General features: G+C 71.3%; 17 protein-coding genes and 1 pseudogene. 9 read left to right on the top strand and 9 right to left on the bottom strand.

Annotated elements, in window-relative coordinates; all coding sequences use genetic code 11:
* The first annotated feature begins 53 nt into the window (after nucleotides 1–53).
* Together glpK and FNV62_RS13585 are read left to right on the top strand one after the other, a co-directional pair.
* A complete protein-coding gene (glpK, locus tag FNV62_RS13580) occupies nucleotides 54–1,592 on the top strand; it encodes a glycerol kinase GlpK (protein ID WP_054231151.1) in 1,539 nt (512 codons plus the stop codon).
* Nucleotides 1,593–1,611: 19 nt separating this feature from the next.
* Complete coding sequence (locus tag FNV62_RS13585; protein WP_097283994.1) at nucleotides 1,612–3,228, top strand: glycerol-3-phosphate dehydrogenase/oxidase; 1,617 nt, start codon at nucleotides 1,612–1,614, stop codon at nucleotides 3,226–3,228.
* A gap of 104 nt (nucleotides 3,229–3,332) precedes the next feature.
* Here the strand turns inward: FNV62_RS13585 and mtnK are convergent, their stop codons facing one another.
* From mtnK to FNV62_RS13605, 4 genes are read right to left on the bottom strand one after another with little or no spacing between them, the layout of a single operon-like run.
* Entirely contained in the window at nucleotides 3,333–4,493 is a 1,161-nt protein-coding gene (gene mtnK / locus FNV62_RS13590; protein ID WP_143612906.1) for an S-methyl-5-thioribose kinase, read from the bottom strand.
* A 15-nt stretch (nucleotides 4,494–4,508) separates the two neighbouring features.
* Nucleotides 4,509–5,549 carry an ABC transporter permease gene (locus tag FNV62_RS13595; RefSeq protein ID WP_060902290.1) on the bottom strand — a complete coding sequence of 347 codons (1,041 nt, stop codon included), beginning with the start codon at nucleotides 5,547–5,549 and terminating at the stop codon, nucleotides 4,509–4,511.
* Between the two features lie 25 nt (nucleotides 5,550–5,574).
* Nucleotides 5,575–7,107, bottom strand: a complete 1,533-nt coding sequence (locus tag FNV62_RS13600) for a sugar ABC transporter ATP-binding protein (RefSeq protein WP_143612907.1) — start codon at nucleotides 7,105–7,107, stop codon at nucleotides 5,575–5,577.
* The gene (locus FNV62_RS13605; protein ID WP_143601170.1) at nucleotides 7,094–8,200 is read right to left on the bottom strand and encodes a substrate-binding domain-containing protein; all 1,107 of its coding nucleotides are present in this window, start codon (nucleotides 8,198–8,200) and stop codon (nucleotides 7,094–7,096) included. Before FNV62_RS13605 ends, FNV62_RS13600 begins: the two co-directional genes overlap by 14 nt.
* Before the next feature lie 554 nt (nucleotides 8,201–8,754).
* Between FNV62_RS13605 and FNV62_RS13610 the strand changes: the two genes are divergently transcribed.
* From FNV62_RS13610 to mtnB, 3 genes are read left to right on the top strand one after another with little or no spacing between them, the layout of a single operon-like run.
* Nucleotides 8,755–9,354 carry a 1,2-dihydroxy-3-keto-5-methylthiopentene dioxygenase gene (locus tag FNV62_RS13610; protein ID WP_054231145.1) on the top strand — a complete coding sequence of 200 codons (600 nt, stop codon included), beginning with the start codon at nucleotides 8,755–8,757 and terminating at the stop codon, nucleotides 9,352–9,354.
* A complete protein-coding gene (gene mtnC, locus FNV62_RS13615) occupies nucleotides 9,351–10,070 on the top strand; it encodes an acireductone synthase (RefSeq protein WP_060902287.1) in 720 nt (239 codons plus the stop codon). Before FNV62_RS13610 ends, mtnC begins: the two co-directional genes overlap by 4 nt.
* Nucleotides 10,067–10,675, top strand: a complete 609-nt coding sequence (gene mtnB / locus FNV62_RS13620; protein WP_054231143.1) for a methylthioribulose 1-phosphate dehydratase — start codon at nucleotides 10,067–10,069, stop codon at nucleotides 10,673–10,675. The genes mtnC and mtnB overlap by 4 nt, the downstream gene beginning before the upstream one ends.
* Before the next feature lie 60 nt (nucleotides 10,676–10,735).
* Here mtnB and mtnA read toward each other — a convergent pair whose 3' ends face one another.
* On the bottom strand, nucleotides 10,736–11,767 hold the full coding sequence (mtnA, locus tag FNV62_RS13625) for an S-methyl-5-thioribose-1-phosphate isomerase (RefSeq protein ID WP_097288857.1): 1,032 nt from the start codon (nucleotides 11,765–11,767) through the stop codon (nucleotides 10,736–10,738).
* 150 nt (nucleotides 11,768–11,917) lie between these two features.
* Here mtnA and FNV62_RS13630 point away from each other — a divergent pair, with 150 nt between their 5' ends.
* Together FNV62_RS13630 and FNV62_RS13635 are read left to right on the top strand one after the other, a co-directional pair.
* On the top strand, nucleotides 11,918–12,589 hold the full coding sequence (locus FNV62_RS13630; protein ID WP_054231141.1) for a FadR/GntR family transcriptional regulator: 672 nt from the start codon (nucleotides 11,918–11,920) through the stop codon (nucleotides 12,587–12,589).
* Nucleotides 12,590–12,760: 171 nt separating this feature from the next.
* Entirely contained in the window at nucleotides 12,761–13,756 is a 996-nt protein-coding gene (locus FNV62_RS13635) for a PAC2 family protein (RefSeq protein ID WP_060902285.1), read from the top strand.
* Nucleotides 13,757–13,855: 99 nt separating this feature from the next.
* On the opposite strand, the pseudogene FNV62_RS13640 reads toward FNV62_RS13635, so the two are convergent.
* Nucleotides 13,856–14,829 (bottom strand): annotated as a pseudogene (locus FNV62_RS13640) (SMP-30/gluconolactonase/LRE family protein).
* Between the two features lie 285 nt (nucleotides 14,830–15,114).
* On the opposite strand from FNV62_RS13640, the gene FNV62_RS13645 reads away from it, so the two are divergent.
* Nucleotides 15,115–16,872, top strand: coding sequence for a S8 family peptidase (locus FNV62_RS13645; RefSeq protein ID WP_143612908.1), 1,758 nt, complete (start codon nucleotides 15,115–15,117; stop codon nucleotides 16,870–16,872).
* Between the two features lie 60 nt (nucleotides 16,873–16,932).
* The gene (locus FNV62_RS13650; protein ID WP_179858124.1) at nucleotides 16,933–17,505 is read left to right on the top strand and encodes a hypothetical protein; all 573 of its coding nucleotides are present in this window, start codon (nucleotides 16,933–16,935) and stop codon (nucleotides 17,503–17,505) included.
* Between the two features lie 75 nt (nucleotides 17,506–17,580).
* On the opposite strand, the gene mshC is transcribed toward FNV62_RS13650, so the two are convergent.
* From mshC to FNV62_RS13665, 3 genes are all read right to left on the bottom strand, one after another.
* On the bottom strand, nucleotides 17,581–18,810 hold the full coding sequence (gene mshC, locus FNV62_RS13655; RefSeq protein WP_143601176.1) for a cysteine--1-D-myo-inosityl 2-amino-2-deoxy-alpha-D-glucopyranoside ligase: 1,230 nt from the start codon (nucleotides 18,808–18,810) through the stop codon (nucleotides 17,581–17,583).
* A 447-nt stretch (nucleotides 18,811–19,257) separates the two neighbouring features.
* Entirely contained in the window at nucleotides 19,258–20,085 is an 828-nt protein-coding gene (locus FNV62_RS13660) for an SCO1664 family protein (RefSeq protein ID WP_097284003.1), read from the bottom strand.
* Nucleotides 20,049–20,639, bottom strand: a complete 591-nt coding sequence (locus FNV62_RS13665) for a DUF3090 domain-containing protein (RefSeq protein WP_054231134.1) — start codon at nucleotides 20,637–20,639, stop codon at nucleotides 20,049–20,051. Before FNV62_RS13665 ends, FNV62_RS13660 begins: the two co-directional genes overlap by 37 nt.
* Between the last annotated feature and the right edge of the window lie 3 nt (nucleotides 20,640–20,642).

Here is a 20,642-nt window from a genome sequence, read left to right on the forward strand (position 1 = left end):
GAGCAATACGCCGTGAGCCAGCCTCTTTCATACGGAACCTTCAGGAGCACACCGTGACCGACGCACACACCGCCGGCCCCTTCATCGCCGCGATCGACCAGGGCACCACGTCCAGCCGCTGCATCGTCTTCGACCGCGACGGACGCATCGTCTCCGTCGACCAGAAGGAGCACGAGCAGATCTTCCCCAAGCCGGGCTGGGTCGAGCACAACGCCGCCGAGATCTGGACCAACGTCCAGGAAGTCGTGGCCGGGGCCATCGAGAAGGCGGGCATCACCCGCGACGACATCAAGGCCATCGGCATCACCAACCAGCGCGAGACCACCGTGCTGTGGGACAAGAACACCGGTGAGCCCGTCCACAACGCCATCGTCTGGCAGGACACCCGCACCGACGCGCTCTGCAAGGAGCTCGGTCGCAATGTCGGCCAGGACCGTTTCCGCCGCGAGACCGGCCTGCCGCTCGCGTCCTACTTCGCCGGTCCCAAGGCCCGCTGGCTGCTCGACAACGTCGAGGGCCTGCGCGAGCGCGCCGAGGCCGGGGACATCCTCTTCGGCACCATGGACTCCTGGGTCATCTGGAACCTGACGGGCGGTGTGAACGGCGGTCACCACGTCACCGACGTCACCAACGCCTCCCGCACCATGCTGATGAACCTGCACACCCTGGCGTGGGACGAGAAGATCGCCGAGTCCATCGGCGTCCCGCTGGCGATGCTCCCGGAGATCCGCTCCTCCGCCGAGGTCTACGGCGAGGTCACCGGCGGCCCGCTCGGCGAGCTGCTCGGCGGCATCCCGGTCGCCTCCGCGCTCGGCGACCAGCAGGCGGCCCTGTTCGGCCAGACCTGCTTCTCCGAGGGCGAGGCCAAGTCCACGTACGGCACCGGCACGTTCATGCTGATGAACACCGGTGACAAGATCATCAACTCGTACTCGGGCCTGCTCACCACGGTCGGCTACCGCATCGGCGACCAGGCTCCGGTCTACGCCCTCGAGGGCTCGATCGCCGTCACCGGTTCGCTGGTGCAGTGGATGCGCGACCAGATGGGCCTGATCAAGTCCGCCGCCGAGATCGAGACCCTCGCGTCCTCGGTCGAGGACAACGGCGGCGCCTACTTCGTACCGGCGTTCTCCGGTCTGTTCGCCCCGTACTGGCGTCCCGACGCCCGCGGTGTGATCGCCGGTCTGACCCGGTACGTCACCAAGGCGCACATCGCGCGCGCCGTCCTGGAGGCCACGGCCTGGCAGACCCGTGACGTCAGCGACGCCATGACGAAGGACTCCGGCGTCGAGCTCACGGCCCTCAAGGTCGACGGCGGCATGACCTCCAACAACCTGCTGATGCAGACCCTGGCCGACGTCCTGGACGCCCCCGTGGTGCGCCCGATGGTCGCCGAGACCACCTGCCTCGGCGCCGCCTACGCCGCCGGTCTCGCCGTCGGCTTCTGGACCAACACCGAGGACCTGCGCGCCAACTGGCGCCGGGCCGCGGAATGGACCCCGAACATGGACGCGGAGACCCGCGACCGTGAGTACAAGAGCTGGCTCAAGGCCGTCGACCGGACCATGGGCTGGCTCGAGGACGAGAACTGACGAGGAGTAAGAACCCGCAATGACCAGTCAGTCCACCCTGCAGACCGTGCCTGCCCTCGGTACGCACCCGGCCTCCGGCTCCAACCCGAGCCGCGCCGAGACCCGGGAGCAGCTCTCCAAGGCGACGTACGACCTTCTCGTGATCGGCGGCGGCATCCTGGGCATCTCCACCGCCTGGCACGCCGCGCAGTCCGGTCTGCGGGTGGCTCTGGTCGACGCCGGCGACTTCGCCGGCGCCACCTCCTCCGCCTCCTCCAAGCTGCTCCACGGCGGTCTGCGCTACCTGCAGACCGGCGCGGTGAAGCTGGTGGCGGAGAACCACTTCGAGCGCCGTGCGGTCTCCCGTCAGGTGGCCCCCCACCTGGCGAACCCGCTCACGTTCTACCTCCCCGTGTACAAGGGCGGGCCGCACGGCGCGGCGAAGCTCGGGGCGGGCGTCTTCGCCTACTCCGCGCTGTCGGCGTTCGGTGACGGCGTCGGCCACCTGCTCTCGCCGGCCAAGGCGCAGCAGGACGTGCCGGAGCTGCGCACCGAGAACCTCAAGGCCGTGGCCGTGTACGGCGACGACCAGATGAACGACGCGCGCATGGCGCTGATGACGGTCCGCGCGGCCGTCGAGGCGGGCGCCGTCGTGCTCAACCACGCGGAGGTGACCGGCCTGCGCTTCACCAAGGGCCGGGTCACGGGCGCGGACCTCAAGGACGGTACGAACGGCGCGGAGTTCGGCGTCAACGCGCACCTCGTCCTCAACGCCACCGGCCCCTGGGTCGACCACCTGCGCAAGATGGAGGACCCGAACGCGGCGCCGTCCATCCGCCTGTCCAAGGGCGCGCACCTGGTTCTCAAGCGCACCTCCCCCTGGAAGGCCGCGCTCGCCACCCCGATCGACAAGTACCGCATCACCTTCGCCCTCCCCTGGGAGGACATGCTGCTGCTCGGTACGACCGACGAGGAGTACGAGGGCGACCCGGCGGACGTCTCGGTCACCGAGAAGGACATAGCCCAGATCCTGGACGAGGCCGCGTTCTCCATCCGCGACCAGCAGCTCTCCCGTGATCTGATCACGTACTCCTTCGCCGGTCTGCGGGTGCTGCCCGGCGGCCCCGGCGACACCTCGAAGGCCAAGCGCGAGACGGTCGTCACGGAGGGCCGTGGCGGGATGCTGTCCGTCGCGGGCGGCAAGTGGACCACCTTCCGGCACATCGGCCGTACGGTCATGAAGAAGCTGGAGTCGCTGCCGGGCCGCCCGCTGGGCGAGGACTTCGAGCCGATCTCCGAGCTGCCGAAGAAGATGCCACTGCCGGGTGTCGCCAACCCGCGCGCGGTCGCCCACCGGCTGCTCGTCGACGGCCCGGCGCCCGGCCCCCGTATGGGCGCCGACACCGCCAAGCACCTGGCGACGCACTACGGTTCGCTGGCCTTCGACATCGCGCGCCTGGCGAACGAGAACCCGGAGCTCGGCGAGCGCGTCCACCCGGACGCCCCGGAGATCTGGGCGCAGGTCGTGTGGGCCCGCGACCACGAGTGGGCCGAGACGACGGACGACGTGTTGCGCCGCCGTACGACGCTGACGATCCGCGGGCTCGCCACGGACGAGGTCCGCGGCAAGGTGCAGGACCTGCTCGACAAGAAGTGACCATGAAGTGATCAGATCCTGAGCGGATGATCCGATCGACTTGAGGGGCGGCTCCCACGGGGGGAGCCGCCCTTTCCGCGTGCTCGGCCATGGCCGAGCACCCGTCAGCGCAGGAGTGCCTCGACGTCCTCGGGTGACGTCAACTCCGTGCGGCGCACGATCAGTTCACGCCCGAGGAGAAGGGCGCGCCGGGAGGCGGGCACCGGGTCCGGCAGGGTGGTGAGGTCGGTGAGGTGGGCGAAGCCGATGATGCGACGGACGATCTCCGCGCCGGCGAAGCCCAGGGACTCCGTCCAGACGCGGTCCAGGAAGCGGTCGAGGAAGGCGTCGTCGAAGAAGGTGTCGACACGGGTCGGCCACAGCCGGCGGAACTCCGCCCGGAACGCGTCCCAGGACAGCCGGAGTTGGTCGCCGTGGTCGCCCTCGACGCCGAGCGCGTCCGCGCGGGCCGCGGAGACGAGCGTGTTCGCCCAGTACAGGCCGAGGTCGAAGCCGATCGGCCCGACGAAGGAGAACTCGGGATCGAAGACCCGTACCACCGGGGCGCCCTCGCGCGTGCCGACCATGATGCTGCCGGTGTGCAGGTCGCCGTGGAGCAGGGCCTGCGCGCCGGTCATGAAGAGGTGGCGCAGTTCGGCGACCTCGGTGCGCAGTCGCGGGTCGGAGCGGAAGGCGGCGGCGAGGTCGTCGAGGCCGGGGTGCCAGTGGTTGTGCTCGTGCTCGAGGTAGGGCTCGCTGAGCACGACGTCCTCGGTGATCTTGCACAGCTCGGGGCTGACGGAGGCCGCGATCAGCGCCTTGCGCTCGGCGGAGGGCATGCCGAAGTCGCTGGTGGAGAAGGAGAGCTGGGCGACGAACTCGCCGATGCGGCGGGAGGTGTCCGGGCCGTAGGTGCCGCCCTCGTTGAGGATCGTGCGCAGCACCTCCAGGTCGGACATGTCCTCCATGACGAGGGCGTAGTTGTCGGAGTCGTAGCCGTGGATCGCCGGGATCTTGTCCGGGGCGACCTTGGCGACCTGCTCGTAGGCGCGGGCCTCGGCGTCGGCACGCTCGGGGCTCATCGGCCAGGAGGGGCCCGCGACCCGCACCCAGGGCAGGGCCTGCTTGACGGCGAGGCCCCGGGTGCCGTCGGTGGCGGTGACGAGGAAGACGCGGTTCATGTTGCCGTCGGAGACCTCGCGGACCTCCGGCTCGTCGGTGCCCCAGTGGCCGCGCTCACGCAGATAGCCGGCGACGTCCTCGGTCTCCAGGATGCGGTAGCCCATCGACTCGTAACTCCCTTATGCGGTGCGGCGCTTGGACAGGGTGAAGCTGAAGACCAGGGCGAGGATGAGGACCGCGCCCTCGACGACGTCCTGCGTGTAGTACGGCAGTCCCTCGATGGTCAGACCCGTGGTGATGATCCCGATCAGGACGGCACCGAGGGCCGTGCCCCAGACGTTGGGGCGGCCCCGGCCGAGGACGGAGGTGCCGACGAGGGCGACGGCGACGGCTTCGAGCAGCTGGGAGGTACCGGCGGAGACATCCCCCTGGCCGATGCGGGAGGCCAGGATCAGGCCGCCGATGGAGGCGAGGACGCCGGAGAGGACGTAGGCGAGCGCCCGGTACGCGCCGACGCGGATGCCGGCCAGCCGCGAGGCCTCGGGGTTGGCGCCGATCGCGTACAGCACGCGCCCCCAGCGGGTGCGGGCCAGGAACACCCAGGCGACGACGGTCAGCGCGCCGAAGATCAGCACCGAGCCGGGTACGCCGAGGAAGGTGCCGCGGTCGATGCGCAGGAAGCCCTCGGTGAACCTGCCGGGCGCGGTGGTGCCGTCGGACTGGGTCATGCCGGGGGTGATGGACTGGCCGTCGACCAGGATGAGTTTGGTGCCCTGGATCACGAACATGGTGCCGAGCGTGGCGAGCATGTCGGGGATCTTGAGGACGACGATCAGCAGGGCGTTCAGCAATCCGGCCAGTGCGCCCGCGGCGACGACCGCGAGGATCGCCACCGTGCCGACCTGGTTGTAGGTGACCATCGTCTTCGCGGCGACCGTGACGCCGAGGCCGGCGACGGCGCCGACCGACATGTCCATTCCGCCGACGGCCATGGTGAGCGTGACGCCGAGGCCGAGGACGGCGGCGACGGAGACGTACCGGAGGGTGTCGAGGAGCGTCGCCGAGTCGCGGAAGGACGGCTCGCTGATCGCGAAGTACGCGAAGAGCGTGACGGTGACGAAGATGAAGCCGTACTTGATGACGGCGTTCTGGATCCGGTGGCCGACGGCGGGTGCGGACGGGGCCGCCGTCGGCACGGAGGTGCTCTGGGTGGTGGTCATGGCGTACTTCCTGGTGTGCCGGGCATCAGACGGACGCCGAGATGGTCTGGATCACGCGGTCGCGCTCCGCGTCTTCCCCGTACGCGTCGAGGCGGATCTCGCCCGCGGCCAGGACGACGACCCGGTCGGCGATCTCGAGGATCTCGTCGACGTCGGCGGACAGGACGAGGACGGCTGCCCCTTCGGTGGCCAGGGCGCGGGCGCGGCGGCCGATGTCGCGGCGGGCGCCGATGTCCACTCCTCGGAACGGCTCGTCCAGGATGAGGACGCGGGGGTTCTCGGCGAGCCAGCGGCCGACGACGACCTTCTGCTGGTTGCCGCCCGACAGCTCCTCGACGGTGCTGTGTTCATCCCGGGCGACGACACCGAGCCGCTCGATGGTGGCGCGGCCGAGCGCGTCCTCCTTGGAGCGGCTCACGAGTCCCACCGTGGAGAGCGACCTGAGGAACGGCAGGGAGATGTTCTGGGCCACCGACCAGCCGGGGACCAGCGCGTCCGTGTGCCGGTCCTCCGGGACCAGGTGGATGCCGGCGCGGATGGCGTCGGCCGGGCGGCGCGGCTCGTAGGGCTTGCCGTCCAGCTCGACGGCTCCCCCGGTGAAGGGTTCGGCGCCGAAGAGGCCGCGGGCCAGTTCGGTCTTGCCCGCGCCCAGCAGCCCGACGACGCCGGTGACTTCGCCGGCGCGCAGGTCGAGGTCCTGGGGCGGGTGGCCGGCCAGGAACGGAACGCCGCGCAGGGAGAGGACGACCTCGCCGTGTTCGCCTGTGTGCCGCGGCCGGGCGGTGGTCGTCTCCTGGGCCTGGGCGAGCATGGCACGCAGGGCGCTGTCCCAGTCGAAGGGCTTGACCTGGTCCTCGGTGAGACGGCCGTCCCGCAGGACGACCAGGCGGTCGGCGAGCGCGTCGATCTCGCCGAGGCGGTGGGAGACGTAGAGCACCGCGATGCCCTCCGACCGCATCCGCTCGACGAGCGCGAACAGGCGCTCCGCCTCCGCGGCGGAGAGTGCGGAGGTCGGCTCGTCGAGGACGAGGAGGCGGGGCCGGGTCGCCAGGGCCCGCGCCAGGATCAGCAACTGGCGGTCGGAGATGCCGAGTTCGGTGACGTCCCGCCTGAGCACGGCGTCGCTCCAGCCGAGGTCGAGGGCCGACTGGATCTCACGGGCGCGGGCCAGCAGCCGGCGTCCGCCCAGGAAGGGGTTGCCGCGCGTCTGGGCCAGCTCCTCGAAGACCAGGTTCTCGGCGACCGAGAGGCCGGGCACGATGCCCTCGCCGATGCGCTGGTGCACCGTCTGGATGCCCAACTGGCGTGCGGCGAGCGGGGAGTGGAGCGCGGCGGGCACGCCGTTCACGCTCACCTCGCCGCCGTGCTCCGTGTGCACGCCGGACAGGATCTTGATGAGGGTGGACTTGCCCGCGCCGTTCGCGCCGAGCAGCGCGACGACGCTGCCCGGCGCGATGTCGAGGGAGACGGAGGCGAGCACCGTCTTGCCCCCGAAGGCCATGCTGACGTCGCGGAGGGCGACCGCCGCGCTCTCCACCGGAGCGTCAGTGGGCGACATTGGGGATCCAGTCCGCGGTGCTGACCTTGGAGAGGTTCAGCGCGGGCAGCGCCGTGCGCAGCTGGTCCATGTTCTCGATCTTGTTCTGCTTCAGGAAGTCCTGGGTGATGGCGACGGCCGGGAACTCGACCGACGTGGTGTTCAGTTGACCGGCCAGTTCCAGGGCGGCCGTACGGACGACCGCGGCGCCGACCGCGGACGGGTCGGTGCCCGCCGTGGCGACCCACGGGCTGTCCTTGGCGGTCATGTTCTGGATGTCGGCGTTGGAGACGTCCGCGCCGAAGACCTTCACCTTGCCCTGGAGCTTCTTGTTCTGGACGGCGAGGACGGTGCCCTTGGCGAGCTCGTCGTAGGGGGCGAAGACGCCGGTCACGTCGGAGTTCTGGGTGAGCGCGGCGGACACCAGGGGAACGTTGTCGGTGGCGGTGGAGTCGGTGACCTTGCCGACCTTGAACGCCTGCTTCCAGCCATGGGCGTCGGCGGTCTTCTTCCAGACGCTGTCGCGCTTGTCGAGGGCGGCGTACCCGGCGACGTTGACGTAACCGACCTTGGCCTTCTTGCCGAGGTCCTTCGCCATGACGTCGAGCACGGCCTGCGCCATGCTCGCGTCGTCCTGCTTGGTGCTGACGACGCTCTTGTTGGTGGTCTCGACGTCGTAGACGACGACCTTGATGCCCTTCTTCACCGCCTGGTCGATCTCGGGCTGGATCGTGGCCGGGAAGCCGTGGTCGACGACGATGGCCTGCGCGCCGGAGTTGATGGCCGAGGACAGGTCGGTGGCCTGCTTGGCGTTGTCGGCCTGGGCGTCGTACACGGTCAGGTCGATGCCGAGGGCCTTGGCCTGCGCCTTGGCGCCGTTGCCCCACTGCTCGAAGTAGTCGCCGGCGCCGCTCTGCCGGACCAGGGCCACCTTCACGTTGCCCTTGCTGAACGGCGCGGGCTTCTTGCCGGTCGCGGCGGCGGCCGAGGCGGCCTGGTCGCCGGTGCTCCGCGAGGCGTTGGAGGACTGGGAGCAGCCCGCGAGGAAGAGCGCGGAGACGGAAGCGAGCGACAGCGCGGCGAGCGGGACGCGGGTGCGGGCGGTACGGGACATGAGGGCTCCAGGGCTGGGAAAGCAGAAGTGAGCGGGGCGAAGAGGGAGTGCCGGTCCGGAGCGCCGGGGAGAAGACATGCCGGGGCGGCATACGTCTCGTACACGGGCGTGCGCCTCGGGTTCACGGGGAACGCACCGAGGGCGGGGCGTGGTTGAGCGCTCCGGGGGGAGGTCAGCGACAGCGGGCTGTGGTCGACCGGAGCAAGTCCACGTACAGCCGCCGCACGAGCAGCAGCGTCTTCATAGGCAGATCATGTGAACGTTTCCAGCCAGCCGTCAAAGAATTGGACGTCGTTTCTCAGTATGTGGAACGACCGCTTCGTCGCACTCGGCCGATCACCGGGCGGGAGTTACCATCGCCGGACGACGTTGGACAGTGAGGCTTCCGATGACGACACCATGCGCGACAGCGACGCACCGCTGCACCGGCGCGGCATGTCGCGGCTGACCACCGGCTCTCCCGCCTCCTGCACGCCGCCCTCCTCATCCTCGGGCCGGGCACCGATGCCAGTCTCGGTATCCGGACACCCCATCCACCCCTTGGAGTTTCTCCCATGACCCTGCTGACGACGTGGCCCGAGTCCGGACCCGAGACGCTGGTGCGCCGCACCTCCGACCCGGCCGAGATCGCCGCCGCGCTCGCGCCGATCGGTGTGCGCTACGAGCAGTGGCCGGTCCGCGAGGACGTGCCCGCGGACGCGGACAGCGACACGGTGTTCGCCGCGTACGGTGCCGAGATCGAGAAGCTGAACGCGGAGGAGGGCTTCACGACGGTCGACGTCCTCGGACTGCACCCGAGCGACGACCCCGAGTACCCGGTCAAGGCGAAGGCCGCGCGCGCGAAGTTCCTCCAGGAGCACACGCACGACGACGATGACGAGGTGCGCTTCTTCGTCTCGGGGTCGGGGATCTTCTACCTGCACGTCGGCGGCGAGGTGCACGCCGTGCTGTGCGAGAAGGGCGACCTGCTGGGCGTGCCGCGCGGTACGACGCACTGGTTCGACATGGGTACGTCGCCGTCGTTCACCGCGATCCGGTTCTTCCACGAGGAGGACGGCTGGGTCGGGAACTTCACCGGTGACCGGATCGCGGACCGCTTCCCGGACTTCGACACGATCGACGCGGGGTACCAGCGGGACCGGGCCACGGCGTGACGCTCCGGTTCGACGTGGACGCCGTGGTGCTCGACATCGAGGGCACCACGAGCGCCACGGGGTTCGTCGTGGACGTGCTGTACCCGTACTCCCGCTCTCGATTCGGAGCACTGCTCTCGGAGCGGAGCGGTGATCCGGCGGTGGCACGGGCGACCGCGCAGGTGCGGGAGTTGATCGCGGAGCCCGACGCGGACGCCGCCCGCGTCGAGAAGGCCCTGAACGGCTGGCTCGACGAGGACCGCAAGGCCACCCCGCTCAAGACGCTCCAGGGCATCATCTGGTCCGAGGGCTTCGCGCGCGGCGACCTCGTCTCGCACTTCTACGAGGACGTCGTCCCGGCGCTGCGCGCCTGGCACGCGGCGGGCGTACGGCTGCACGTGTACTCGTCGGGGTCCGTGGCGGCGCAGCGGGCGTGGTTCCGGTCCAGCCCCGAGGGCGATCTGCTGCCGCTCGTCGAGGGGTTGTACGACACGGAGAACGCGGGGCCCAAGCAGGAGCCGGCGTCGTACGAGACGATCGCGGCGGCGCTGGGCACCGCGCCCGACCGGCTGCTCTTCCTCTCCGACCGGCCGGGCGAGCTGGACGCGGCGCGGGCGGCCGGATGGCGGACCGTGGGGGTACGCCGCCCCGGGGAGCCGTACTACGAGCAGGGCGTCGGCGATCACCCGCAGGCGGGGACGTTCGACGAGATCACCATCACGAGGAGCACCACATGACCGCCGAGACGCCGGCCCTCGACCTCAAGGAGGCGGGCGCGGTCCTGGCCGCCGAGTCGGCCCGCTTCGCCTCCTTCGGCTGGATGCGCGGCACGTCCGGCAACCTGTCCGTCGTCCTGAGCCGGGACCCGCTGCGGCTCGCCGTCACCGCGAGCGGGCACGACAAGGGCGAACTCACGCCCGACGACGTGGTGCTGGTGGACGGCGCGGGTGCGGCGGTCGCGGGCGGGAAGCCCTCGGCGGAGGCCGAACTGCACGCGCGTGTGGCCGCGCTCACGGGTGCGGGGGCGGTCGTCCACGTCCATACGGTCGCGTCCGTGGCGATGGGACGCCGGGAGCCCGGGGGCATCGTGTTCCGGGACCTGGAGATGCTCAAGGGCGTCGGCCTGCCCGCCCACGACGTCGAGGTCACCCTCCCCGTCATCGCCAACAGCCAGGACATGAAGGTCCTGGGCGACCGCCTGGAAGCGGCCCGCGACCCCCGCATGCCGGCGGTCGTCGTGGCAGGCCACGGGCTGTACGTCTGGGGCACGGACCCACGCCGGGCCCGCCATCACACCGAAGTGGTGGAGTGGCTGCTGGAGTTGGAACTGACGGGCCGCTGAGTCACTGCGGCGGGTGGACCCACCCGGGATGAGAGCACCGTGTGAGTCCGCCCCCGCCGACTAGCGCAGGTGGTGGGCCGGGAGTTCGCCCGCCGATATCTCCAGCACCCCGCGTTCGGTCACCAGGCCCGTCACCAGGCGGCCCGGGGTGACGTCGAAGGCCGGGTTGTGGCCTCGGGACTCCGCCGGCGCCGTTCGTACGCCCGACCACTCCAGTACCTCGTCCTCGCCGCGGAGTTCGATGTGGATGTCGGCGCCCCTGGCCGTGGTCAGGTCGACCGTCGTGGTGGGGGCGGCCACCAGGAACGGGATTCCGGCGTCCGCGCAGGCGAGGGCGATTCCGACCGTGCCCACCTTGTTGGCCGTGTCGCCGTTGGCGGCGATGCGGTCGGCGCCGACGACCGCCGCGTCGACCTCGCCCCTCAGAATCGTTCCCGCGGCGGCGCCGTCGGCCTGGACGTAGTGCGGTATGCCCTCCTGGACGAGTTCCCAGGCGGTGAGGCGGGAGCCCTGGAGGAGGGGACGCGTCTCGTCGGCGTAGACGACCTCGACCAGGCCGCGCGCGTGCAGTTCACGGATGACGCCGAGCGCCGTGCCCCAGCCGGCGGTGGCGAGCGCACCGGTGTTGCAGTGCGTGAGCACCCGCAGCGGCCGGTCCACCCCGACCTTCTTGAGCAGCCAGTCCGCGCCGTACGCCCCCATCGCCCGGTTCGCCTCGACGTCCTCGCGCTGGACGGCCGCGGCCTCCGCGAGGACCGCGTCCAGTCCCTCGTCGAAGCGGGCCATCACCCGGTCGACGCACACCATGAGGTTCACCGCGGTCGGGCGCGCCGCACGGACGCGGGCCACGGCCGCCCGCGTCTCCTCGGCCGACCAGCCCTCGCGCTCCCCCTGCAACAGCGCGAGCGCCACCCCGTACGCCCCCGCCGCCCCGATCGCCGGCGCGCCCCGCACGACGAGCCGCTGGATGGCGTCCACCAGCCCGTCCACGTCATGGATCTCGCGGGTCTCGGTGCGGTGCGGCAGGATCGTCTGGTCGATGAGCGCGAGGCTGCTTCCGGTCCAGTCGACGGCGCGCAGTTCCTGGGGCATGGCGGGCACTCCTGATGTTCCGAACGTCCGCGACACCGTACAGGAGCCCGGGAAACGCTGACGTTTCTGTCCGTTCGGCCTGGTGACCCCACATAATGGCCCAAGACATCGGATGACTCAGCGACATCCGGAGTGACAGGGAGGTCGGCCATGGCAGTCACCGATGAGGCGATCGAGAAGATCAAGGGCATGATCGTCTCCGGCACGCTGCGCCCCGGCGACCGGCTTCCCAAGGAGAGCGAGCTCGCCGCCGACCTCGGCCTGTCCCGGAACTCCCTGCGGGAGGCGGTGCGCGCGCTCTCGCTGATCCGCATCCTGGACGTACGGCAGGGCGACGGCACGTACGTCACCAGCCTGGACCCCCAGCTCCTCCTGGAGGCGCTGAGCTTCGTCGTCGACTTCCACAGGGACGACACGGTGCTCGAGTTCCTCGCCGTGCGCCGGATCCTGGAGCCCGCCGCGACGGCGATGGCCGCCTCGAGGATCAGCGAGCAGCAACTGCACGCCCTGACCTCCCAGCTGGACGCGCTGGGCGCCGCCCCCTCGGTGGAGGAACTCGTCGCCTGCGACCTGGAGTTCCACCGGGGCATCGTGCAGAGCTCCGGGAACTCGGTCCTGTGCTCGCTGCTGGACGGCCTCTCGGGGCCCACCACCCGGGCCCGGATCTGGCGCGGCCTCACCCAGGAGGACGCGGTCAGCCGCACCCTGCACGAGCACCGGGCGATCCTGTCCGCCCTGCGGGACCGCGACGCGGAGGCGGCCCGCTCGTGGGCGACGGTGCACATCGCGAGCGTGGAGCAGTGGCTGCGCAGCACCCTGTAGAAACAGCTCGGATGACTCGGGGGGTGGTTCATGGTGGCGATCACGCGTGTTTCCGGCCCCTCGGCGGGGCAGTGATCCGTTCACTCCCCCGTGCAAGGGGGCTGCGGAGGCCCCCTTGGCACGCCGTAAGGTTGGGGCGTACGTAAGGGGCACGTCGGAAGGAGGCGCTGGGTGATCGAGCTCGAGGGGGTTCCCGAGCTGATCGACCCGGTCATGGTGGCCGCGTTCGAGGGCTGGAACGACGCCGGCGACGCCGCCTCCACCGCGGTCGCGCATCTCGACAAGGAGTGGAAGGGCGAGGTGTTCGCGGCGCTGGACGCCGAGGACTACTACGACTTCCAGGTGAACCGCCCCACGGTGTGGCTGGACGGCGGGGTCCGCAAGATCACCTGGCCGACCACGCGCCTGTCGGTGGTCCGGGTCGGCGGCGAGAAGCCGCGCGACCTCGTGCTGGTCCGGGGGATCGAGCCGTCGATGCGGTGGCGCTCGTTCTGCAACGAACTGCTCGGCTTCGCGCACGAGCTGGGTGTGGAGCTGGTGGTGATCCTGGGCGCACTGCTCGGTGACACCCCGCACACACGTCCGGTGCCGGTGAGCGGGGTCACCTCAGACCCGGACCTGGCCCGCACGATGGACCTGGAGGAGACCAAGTACGAGGGCCCCACGGGCATCGTCGGCATCCTCCAGGAGGCGTGCACGCACGCGGGCGTACCGGCGGTGTCACTGTGGGCGGCCGTACCGCACTATGTGTCGCAGCCGCCGAACCCGAAGGCGACGCTGGCGCTCCTCAACCGCCTGGAGGACCTGATCGACCTGCGGATCCCGCTGGGCGAACTGCCCGAGGACGCGCGCGCCTGGCAGCTGGGCGTGGACCAGCTGGCCGCCGAGGACAGCGAGGTCGCCGAGTACGTGCAGACGCTGGAGGAGGCCCGGGACACCGCGGAGCTGCCGGAGGCGTCGGGCGAGGCGATCGCGCGCGAGTTCGAGCGCTATCTGCGGCGGCGGGACGGCGGCGGTCCTGCGGGCCCGGCCCCCGGCGGACATGCCACGGCCGACGGCAGCGACAGCTCCTCGTATCTGCGGGACAACCCCGGCGGTCGTCCGAAGCCTCCCAAGCCCCCGCGGCCGGAGACCGGCACCGAGGACGAGGACTCCCCGGAGGACTGAGCGGACGGATCGGGCCGGGCGGAAGCCGGGCCGACGGAAGGGGCGGTGCGCGTCTGGCGCACCGCCCCTCCGCGTTCAGCGCCCCGCGGTCTCCACGCGTCAGCGTGCGACGGCGATCACGTCGTACGGGGTGTCCGGCGTCGGCGTGGTCGTGAACCGGGCGTTGGGCAGGTACAGGCGGTCCCCGTACGCGGCCACGGTGGTCGGCACGTCGAGGTCCGGGTCGGTGAGGCGGCGCCGGAAGACGCCGCTGCGCCCGTCGGGCGAGAGCCGGAAGACGTCGATCGCGTTCTGCATGTTCTGCACCACGTACAGCGTCCGCCCGGTGAGCAGCAGCCCGTCGCCGTTGACGAGGGGCGCCGCGTCGCCGAGGTCGACGAGCCGGGTGACTCCGGTCCTCGGGTCGACCCGGTGCAGGCCGCCGGCCCCGGTCTGCACGACGAGCAGGGCGGCACCGTCCGGGGTCCGTGTGATCCCGTTGGCGTTGATCGTGGCGCCGGGCACCTGGCTCCAGTCGCCGCTCAGGGGGAGCCGTACGACGTCGGCCGCGTCCGGCAGGGCGCCGCCCGGGCCGAGTGGCAGCGCGTACAGCGTGGGCTGGTAGGAGTCCGTGAACCAGACCGCGCGGGGGTCAGGACCACGTCGTTGGCGAAGGTCTCGGGCTCCGTGGCGAGGACGTACGACGCGAGTTCGGCGCCGGTACGGGCGTCCACCACGCGGGCGCCCGTACCGACCGTGGCGATGAACAGCCGCCCCCTGCCGTCGAGTTTGAGCCCGGCCGCCGCCGTACCCGGCCCGGGGGCGATGGTCCGGCCCTGTCCGGTGCGCAGATCGGCGCGGTAGACCGAACCGTCGGCGATGGATCCGAGGTAGGCGTACGGGCCGCCGCCGATGGTGATGCCCTCCGGGCGGATGCCGTTCGGCAGATGGATGACGGCGGGTAACGAGGTCTCCGCTGCCCAGGCCGGGCCGGCCGAGGACCCGGCGAGCGCGGCGCCGGCGGTCGCGGCACCGGCGGTGAGCAGTCCTCGGCGGCTGAGACGGCCTGGGAACGAACGGTGCGTGGATGTCACGGTGCGTCCTTCCGGGCGGGACCGGGAGTTGACCGGTCCGGCGATCAACTGTCCCTGCCACCCCACCACATGACCCCTGACTCCGCAGTCTTTGGCCGGTTTGCTGCGTGACATCTGTTTCAGGACGGATTGCACAGGTTTCCCCATTCAACTTGTTTTCAAACCGAGTTGGCGAAGCCGGGGTGGACGAGTCGCCGTCGGCGTGCCAGGTTGTGCCCCGAAGGCGCGGCCCGGGGACGGGACTTGGCAACACCCGCAGAACCGAACCGAGAGGAGCGGTACGCGATGACCGACCAGGTACAGCCGACGCAGGGCCCGGGAACGGCCGGGCCGGGACCCGACGGAGCGGGGTTCACCTACCGGGGAGCCGAGCAGGAGCTGATCGTCGTCGCACGCCCCGAGGCCCGGCTGCGCGCCGGGGCCGAGGGCGTCCGTTCGGCGGCGGGCTCGGACGTGTCGGCCCTCAACATGTTCCTCAGTGACGAACAGCTCGCCCTGGAGCCGCTGTTCGGCGGCGAGGAACGACTGCGGCAGTCCGAGGTGGCGGACGGCGGGGGCGGAAGCGACCTCGCGCTCTTCTACCGGGTGCGCGGCGTCGAGAGCCGCGCCCAGGAGCTGCGTTCACGGATCGCCGCGCTGCCGGAGATCGACACGGCGTACGTGAAGCCCGGCGCCGTCCCCGCCTCGGTGGGGTCGGTCGGGCGGAGCACGAACGGCTCGGCGAGCTCGGACGACGGCCGACGGACGAAGGAGGGGGCGCCCGTCACCCCGGACTTCACCAGCCGCCAGGGCTATCTGCGGCCGGCGCCCGAGGGCATCGACGCCCACTGGGCCTGGCAGCGGCCGGGCGGTACGGGCCAGGGCGTGACGGTGATCGATGTGGAGGGGGCGTGGCAGCTCGGCCACGAGGACCTGGCCGCGAAGCTCGCGGGCGTGGTCGTCGGCACCCCGCTGACGGACCTCGCCTGGCGCAACCACGGCACCGCCGTCATCGGGGTGATCGGCGGCGACCGCGACGAGCGCGGGATCACCGGCATCGCGCCGGACGCGGTGACCGCGGCCGCGTCGTTCCAGGGCATGGGCACGGCGGCCGCGATCCACGCGGCGGCCGACCGGCTGGGCCCCGGTGACATCATCCTGGTCGAACTGCACGCCCCAGGGCCGCGGTTCGACTTCGAGGAGCGCGACGACCAGCAGGGTTACATCGCGATCGAGTGGTGGCCGGACAACTTCGCGGCCATCCGGTACGCGACCGCCAAGGGGGTACTCGTCGTGGCGGCCGCGGGCAACGGCGCCGAGTCGCTCGACGACGCGGTGTACGAGCGGCGCCCCGCCGAGTTCCCCGCGTGGTGGCGCAACCCCTTCAACCCCGCCAACCCGTCCTCGGGCGCGGTACTGGTCGGCGCGGGCGCACCGCCGCCCGGCACGCACGGCCGCGACCACGGCCCGGACCGCTCCCGCCTCGCCTTCTCCAACTACGGGGCGCGGGTGGACGCGCAGGGCTGGGGGCGCGAGGTCACGACCACCGGCGGCTTCTGGGACCGGCCCGGCGACCTGCAGGGCGGTGCCGAGGAGATCGGCTGGTACACGGACACGTTCTCCGGGACCTCCTCCGCCTCCCCGGTGGTGGTCGGCGCCCTGGCCGCGCTGCAGGGCATGCTCAAGGCGGCGGCCCAGGAACCGATGTCCCCGGAGCGTGCCCGCGCGGTGCTGCGGGCCACCGGCTCCCCGCAGCAGGACGCGCCGGGCCGACCCGCCTCCCAGCGGATCGGCAACCGGCCGGACATCAAGGCGGCGGTCACCCGTCTGCTGCCGGAGGCGGTCGGCTCGGGCCAGGCCGAACGGTACTGGGACGAGCTGCTGCCGTACCCGCGCGAACTCCCGCCCAGGCTCCGGCTGTTCGTGGCCGGCGACTGGCGCAACCTCGACAACCCCTCCCCCGAGATCCGTCAGGCGGTGCACTCCGCCTTCGCGGGCGGACGGCCCGACGTACGTGTCTGGTTCTCGGACGACGAGATCGTCGGCCTGGTGGTCACGGGCTGACGTGTCCGAGGGCGTAGCCGCAAGTCAACGATTCGATGATTCACGGAAGGTGGCACCCGTATGAGCACCACCCCGCAGATGAGTCAGCAGCAAGGACACCAGCAGGGCATCCAGCAAGGCATCCAGCTGGGGCAGCAGGGACCGAGCACGGCGCCGCCCCAGCAGTTCGGACAGCAGCAGCCCATGGCGTTCGGACAGCAGATGCAGCAGCCGTTCGGCCAGCTGCAGAACCCGCAACTCCAGCACCCGCAGCAGCAGAACCCGCTGCACCAGAACCCGCAACCGCTGATCCCGCAGCAGCAGATTCCGCAGCACCTCCAGCAGCAGCTTCAGCAGATGGGGCAGCAGCAGCCGTTCCAGCAGCTGCTCCAGCAGCTCGGCGGGCAGCAGCAACAGCAGCAGGCACAGGTCCTGACGAGCGGGATCGCCCAGCACTTCTGGGACGTGGTCACCCCGCTCCCGGGCCAGCCGTCGATCCTCTACCTGTTCATCGACAACGCCTGGCGCCCCCTGGTGAACCCCAACCAGGTCACCCACGACGAGGTCCAGCAGGCCTTCGCCTACGGGCAGCAGGTCATCGGCCTCTACGACGCCAACAGCAGCGCCGTACAGGCCGTCATCGTGAACAAGTGACGCTCTGAGAGAGATCTGAGAGAAGGGGCGCCGGGCGGTACGACCGCCCGGCGCCCCACACGTGTACGGGAGGAACTACAGGGCCACGCCCAGGAGGGCGTCCACGGCACGCGAGACGACGCCGGGGGCGCCCTCGTCCGTACCGCCCGTCTCGCGCTGGAGCGCCGCCCAGCGGTCGACCGCGGCGAGCGCGGCCGGTGCGTCCAGGTCGTTCGCGAGGGCCTCGCGGATCTCCTCGACCAGCGCCTCGGCGGACGGCCCGTCGGGACGCGACACCGCCGCCCGCCAGTTCTCCAGACGGGCGACCGCGTCCGTGAGGACGGTGTCCGTCCACTCCCAGTCGGCGCGGTAGTGGTGCGCGAGGAGGGCGAGGCGGATGGCGGCCGGGTCGACGCCGTCGCGCCGGAGCTTCGACACGAAGACGAGGTTGCCCTTGGACTTCGACATCTTCTCGCCGTCGAGGGCGACCATGCCGGCGTGCACGTACGCCTTGGCCATCGGGAACTCGCCGGTGAGCACCTGGGCGTGCGAGGCGCCCATCTCGTGGTGCGGGAAGGCGAGGTCGGAGCCGCCGCCCTGGACGTCGAAGCCCATCCCGAGGTGGTCGAGGGCGATGGCGACGCACTCGATGTGCCAGCCGGGCCGGCCGCGGCCGAGCGAGCCGCCGTCCCAGCTGGGCTCCCCCTCCCGCGCCGCCATCCAGAGCATCGGGTCGAGCGGGTTCTTCTTGCCCGGACGGTCCGGGTCACCGCCCCGCTCGGCGGAGAGCAGGCGCATGGCGGCGGCGTCCAGGTTGGACACCTTGCCGAAGTTGGGGTCGGACTCGACGGAGAAGTAGACGTCCCCTTCGAGTTCGTACGCCGCGCCCGCGTCCCGCAGCCGCTCGACGAGCGGCACGATGCCGGGTATCGCCTCGACGGCGCCTATGTAGTGCCGCGGCGGCAGCATCCGCAGGGCGGTCATGTCCTCACGGAAGAGGGCGGTCTCCTTCTCGGCGAGTCCTACCCAGTCGACGCCGTCGCGCTCCGCCCGCTCCAGGAGCGGGTCGTCGACGTCGGTCACGTTCTGGACGTAGTGAACCTGCCGCTTGGTGTCGAGCCACACGCGCTGAACGAGGTCGAACGCGTTGTAGGTCGCCGCGTGACCCATGTGGGTCGCGTCGTACGGCGTGATGCCGCAGACGTAGATACGGGCGACGGGACCGGGGTCGAGTGTGACGGGGCCGCCGGTCGCGGTGTCGTGGATCCGGAGGTCGCGGCCCTCACCAGGCAGGGCGGGGACCTCAGAAGCGGGCCAGGCATGCATGTCATGAGCCTAACCGGACGGAACTTCCGTATACGAACCGGACCAGCCCTGATGACGCGGAAGGCCCTCTTGCGCGACGCCCGACGGTGTGCGTCATCCGGTCCTACGGGGGTGAGGGCGCCGTACGACGGCACAACCCACCGCGCACACCGCCGAGGACGGCGATCCGCCCCCCTCACATGCGCCGTGAGCGAGAACGTGAGCCGCCGGGCCCGCGCCCCACCCCACGGGCGTGTGCGCCGCCGGGACCGGCTACGCGCGAGGCGGTGAGTGTCGCACGTCACGTGCCGCGGACCGGACGCCACCCGTCAGCCAGAGCCGACCGCGCCCGAATCCGGGCGCGGCAACGGGCGCCCAGCACCAACCGGGGGTGCCGGATTTCGTGGGACCCGGTCGGCGCACTCGGTGTGGGCCGGGCGGGCCCGGCTCCTGGACGGGCGAGGGTGTTTACACCGGTGGCCAGGGGATCGCCGGCCACTCCCCGCTCGGCTCCGGGTGTTTTCCCGAGGCGAGCATCGCCTCGACACGCGCGCGTGTGGCGTCGATTTCGGTGGTGGTGATGAGTTCGGCCAACCGGGTGGCGAGCGGCGCGCCCGGCGCCAGACCGTCCCGCAGGGCGGTGAGGACCTCGACCGCCTCCGGCGTCAGCGACTCCCCCGCCCAGCCCCACAGCAGCGTGCGCAGCTTGTTCTCGGCGTTGAAGGTGACCCCGTGGTCGATGCCGTACAACCGCCCCTCACCGGCGGGCAGCAGATGCCCTCCCTTGCGGTCGGCGTTGTTGATCACGGCGTCGAGCACGGCGAGCCGCCGCAGCCGCACGTCGTCGGCGTGCACGAGCAGCGCCGTCTCTCCCTCGCCGACCTCGGCGAAGCCGATCGCCTTCCAGCCCGCCGCGGGCTCCTCGGCCTCCACCAGGGCCAGCAGCCCGTCCCCGTCGGCCTCCGGCAGGGCCTCGACCCACAGCTGGCACATGCCCTCGCCGTAGGGTCCGTCGCGCAGCACGGTGGTGGGCACCAGCCCCCAGCCCGTGGCCTCGGAGACCTCGTACGCGGCCACCTCACGCTGGGCGAGGGTCCCGTCGGGGAAGTCCCACAGGGGCCGCTCCCCGGCGATCGGTTTGTAGACGCAGAACGCGTCCCTGCCCTCGTACGAAACGGAGCAGTACAGCACCGCGTTCGAGGCCTCACGGATCCGTCCGCGCACCTTCAGCTCGCCCAGGGCGAGCAGCTCGGCCGTGGTCACGCTCCGCGGCGGTATCCGTTCTGGCGCGGACATACGTGTCCTTCCGGGTCGAGCGGGAGGCTGCACAGCGGGCAGGGCGGCCTGCCCGCGTTGACGACGTCGAGGGCGCGCTTGGCGAAGGCCCTGGCCTGCGCGCCGGTGAGCCGGACGCGGAGCATCGGCGGGCCGTTCTCCTCGTCCTGGAGCAACCTTTCCTCGGCCTCGGCGAGGTCCTCGTCGGTGTCGGCGTCGAGCTCCACGAGGGCCTGCGCCTCGACGATCATGCGCTGTTCGTCACCGTCCCAGGCCAGCGCCATCGTGCCGACCCGGAACTCCTCCTCCACCGGGGTGTCGAGAGGGGCGGTGTCGGAGACCTCGGCGGGGGCCATGGCCGGGACGGGTGCGCTGCCGCCGGTGCGCCGTACGACCTCGTCGAGGAGCTCGTCCATACGTTCGGCGAGCGCGGCGACCTGGGTCTTCTCCAGGGCGACGCTGGTCACCCTGGGGCCTGAGGAGGCCTGCAGGAAGAAGGTACGGCGCCCGGGCAACCCGACCGTACCGGCCACGAAACGGTCCGGGGGGTCGTAGAGGAACACCTGACGGGACACGTC

This window comes from Streptomyces sp. RLB3-17, assembly GCF_007113425.2.
GTDB classification, from domain to species: Bacteria; Actinomycetota; Actinomycetes; order Streptomycetales; family Streptomycetaceae; genus Streptomyces; species Streptomyces mirabilis_D.

Excerpts from the sequence above, each read along its gene's own strand:
- FNV62_RS13610 (WP_054231145.1), top strand. The coding sequence starts at position 8,755 with ATGACCCTGCTGACGACGTGGCCCGAGTCCGGACCCGAGACGCTGGTG.
- FNV62_RS13605 (WP_143601170.1), bottom strand. The coding sequence starts at position 8,200 with ATGTCCCGTACCGCCCGCACCCGCGTCCCGCTCGCCGCGCTGTCGCTC.
- FNV62_RS13650 (WP_179858124.1), top strand. The coding sequence starts at position 16,933 with ATGAGCACCACCCCGCAGATGAGTCAGCAGCAAGGACACCAGCAGGGC.
- mshC (WP_143601176.1), bottom strand. The coding sequence starts at position 18,810 with ATGCATGCCTGGCCCGCTTCTGAGGTCCCCGCCCTGCCTGGTGAGGGC.
- FNV62_RS13660 (WP_097284003.1), bottom strand. The coding sequence starts at position 20,085 with ATGTCCGCGCCAGAACGGATACCGCCGCGGAGCGTGACCACGGCCGAG.
- FNV62_RS13595 (WP_060902290.1), bottom strand. The coding sequence starts at position 5,549 with ATGACCACCACCCAGAGCACCTCCGTGCCGACGGCGGCCCCGTCCGCA.
- FNV62_RS13600 (WP_143612907.1), bottom strand. The coding sequence starts at position 7,107 with ATGTCGCCCACTGACGCTCCGGTGGAGAGCGCGGCGGTCGCCCTCCGC.
- FNV62_RS13645 (WP_143612908.1), top strand. The coding sequence starts at position 15,115 with ATGACCGACCAGGTACAGCCGACGCAGGGCCCGGGAACGGCCGGGCCG.
- FNV62_RS13585 (WP_097283994.1), top strand. The coding sequence starts at position 1,612 with ATGACCAGTCAGTCCACCCTGCAGACCGTGCCTGCCCTCGGTACGCAC.
- mtnA (WP_097288857.1), bottom strand. The coding sequence starts at position 11,767 with ATGCCCCAGGAACTGCGCGCCGTCGACTGGACCGGAAGCAGCCTCGCG.
- FNV62_RS13630 (WP_054231141.1), top strand. The coding sequence starts at position 11,918 with ATGGCAGTCACCGATGAGGCGATCGAGAAGATCAAGGGCATGATCGTC.
- mtnB (WP_054231143.1), top strand. The coding sequence starts at position 10,067 with ATGACCGCCGAGACGCCGGCCCTCGACCTCAAGGAGGCGGGCGCGGTC.
- mtnK (WP_143612906.1), bottom strand. The coding sequence starts at position 4,493 with ATGGGCTACCGCATCCTGGAGACCGAGGACGTCGCCGGCTATCTGCGT.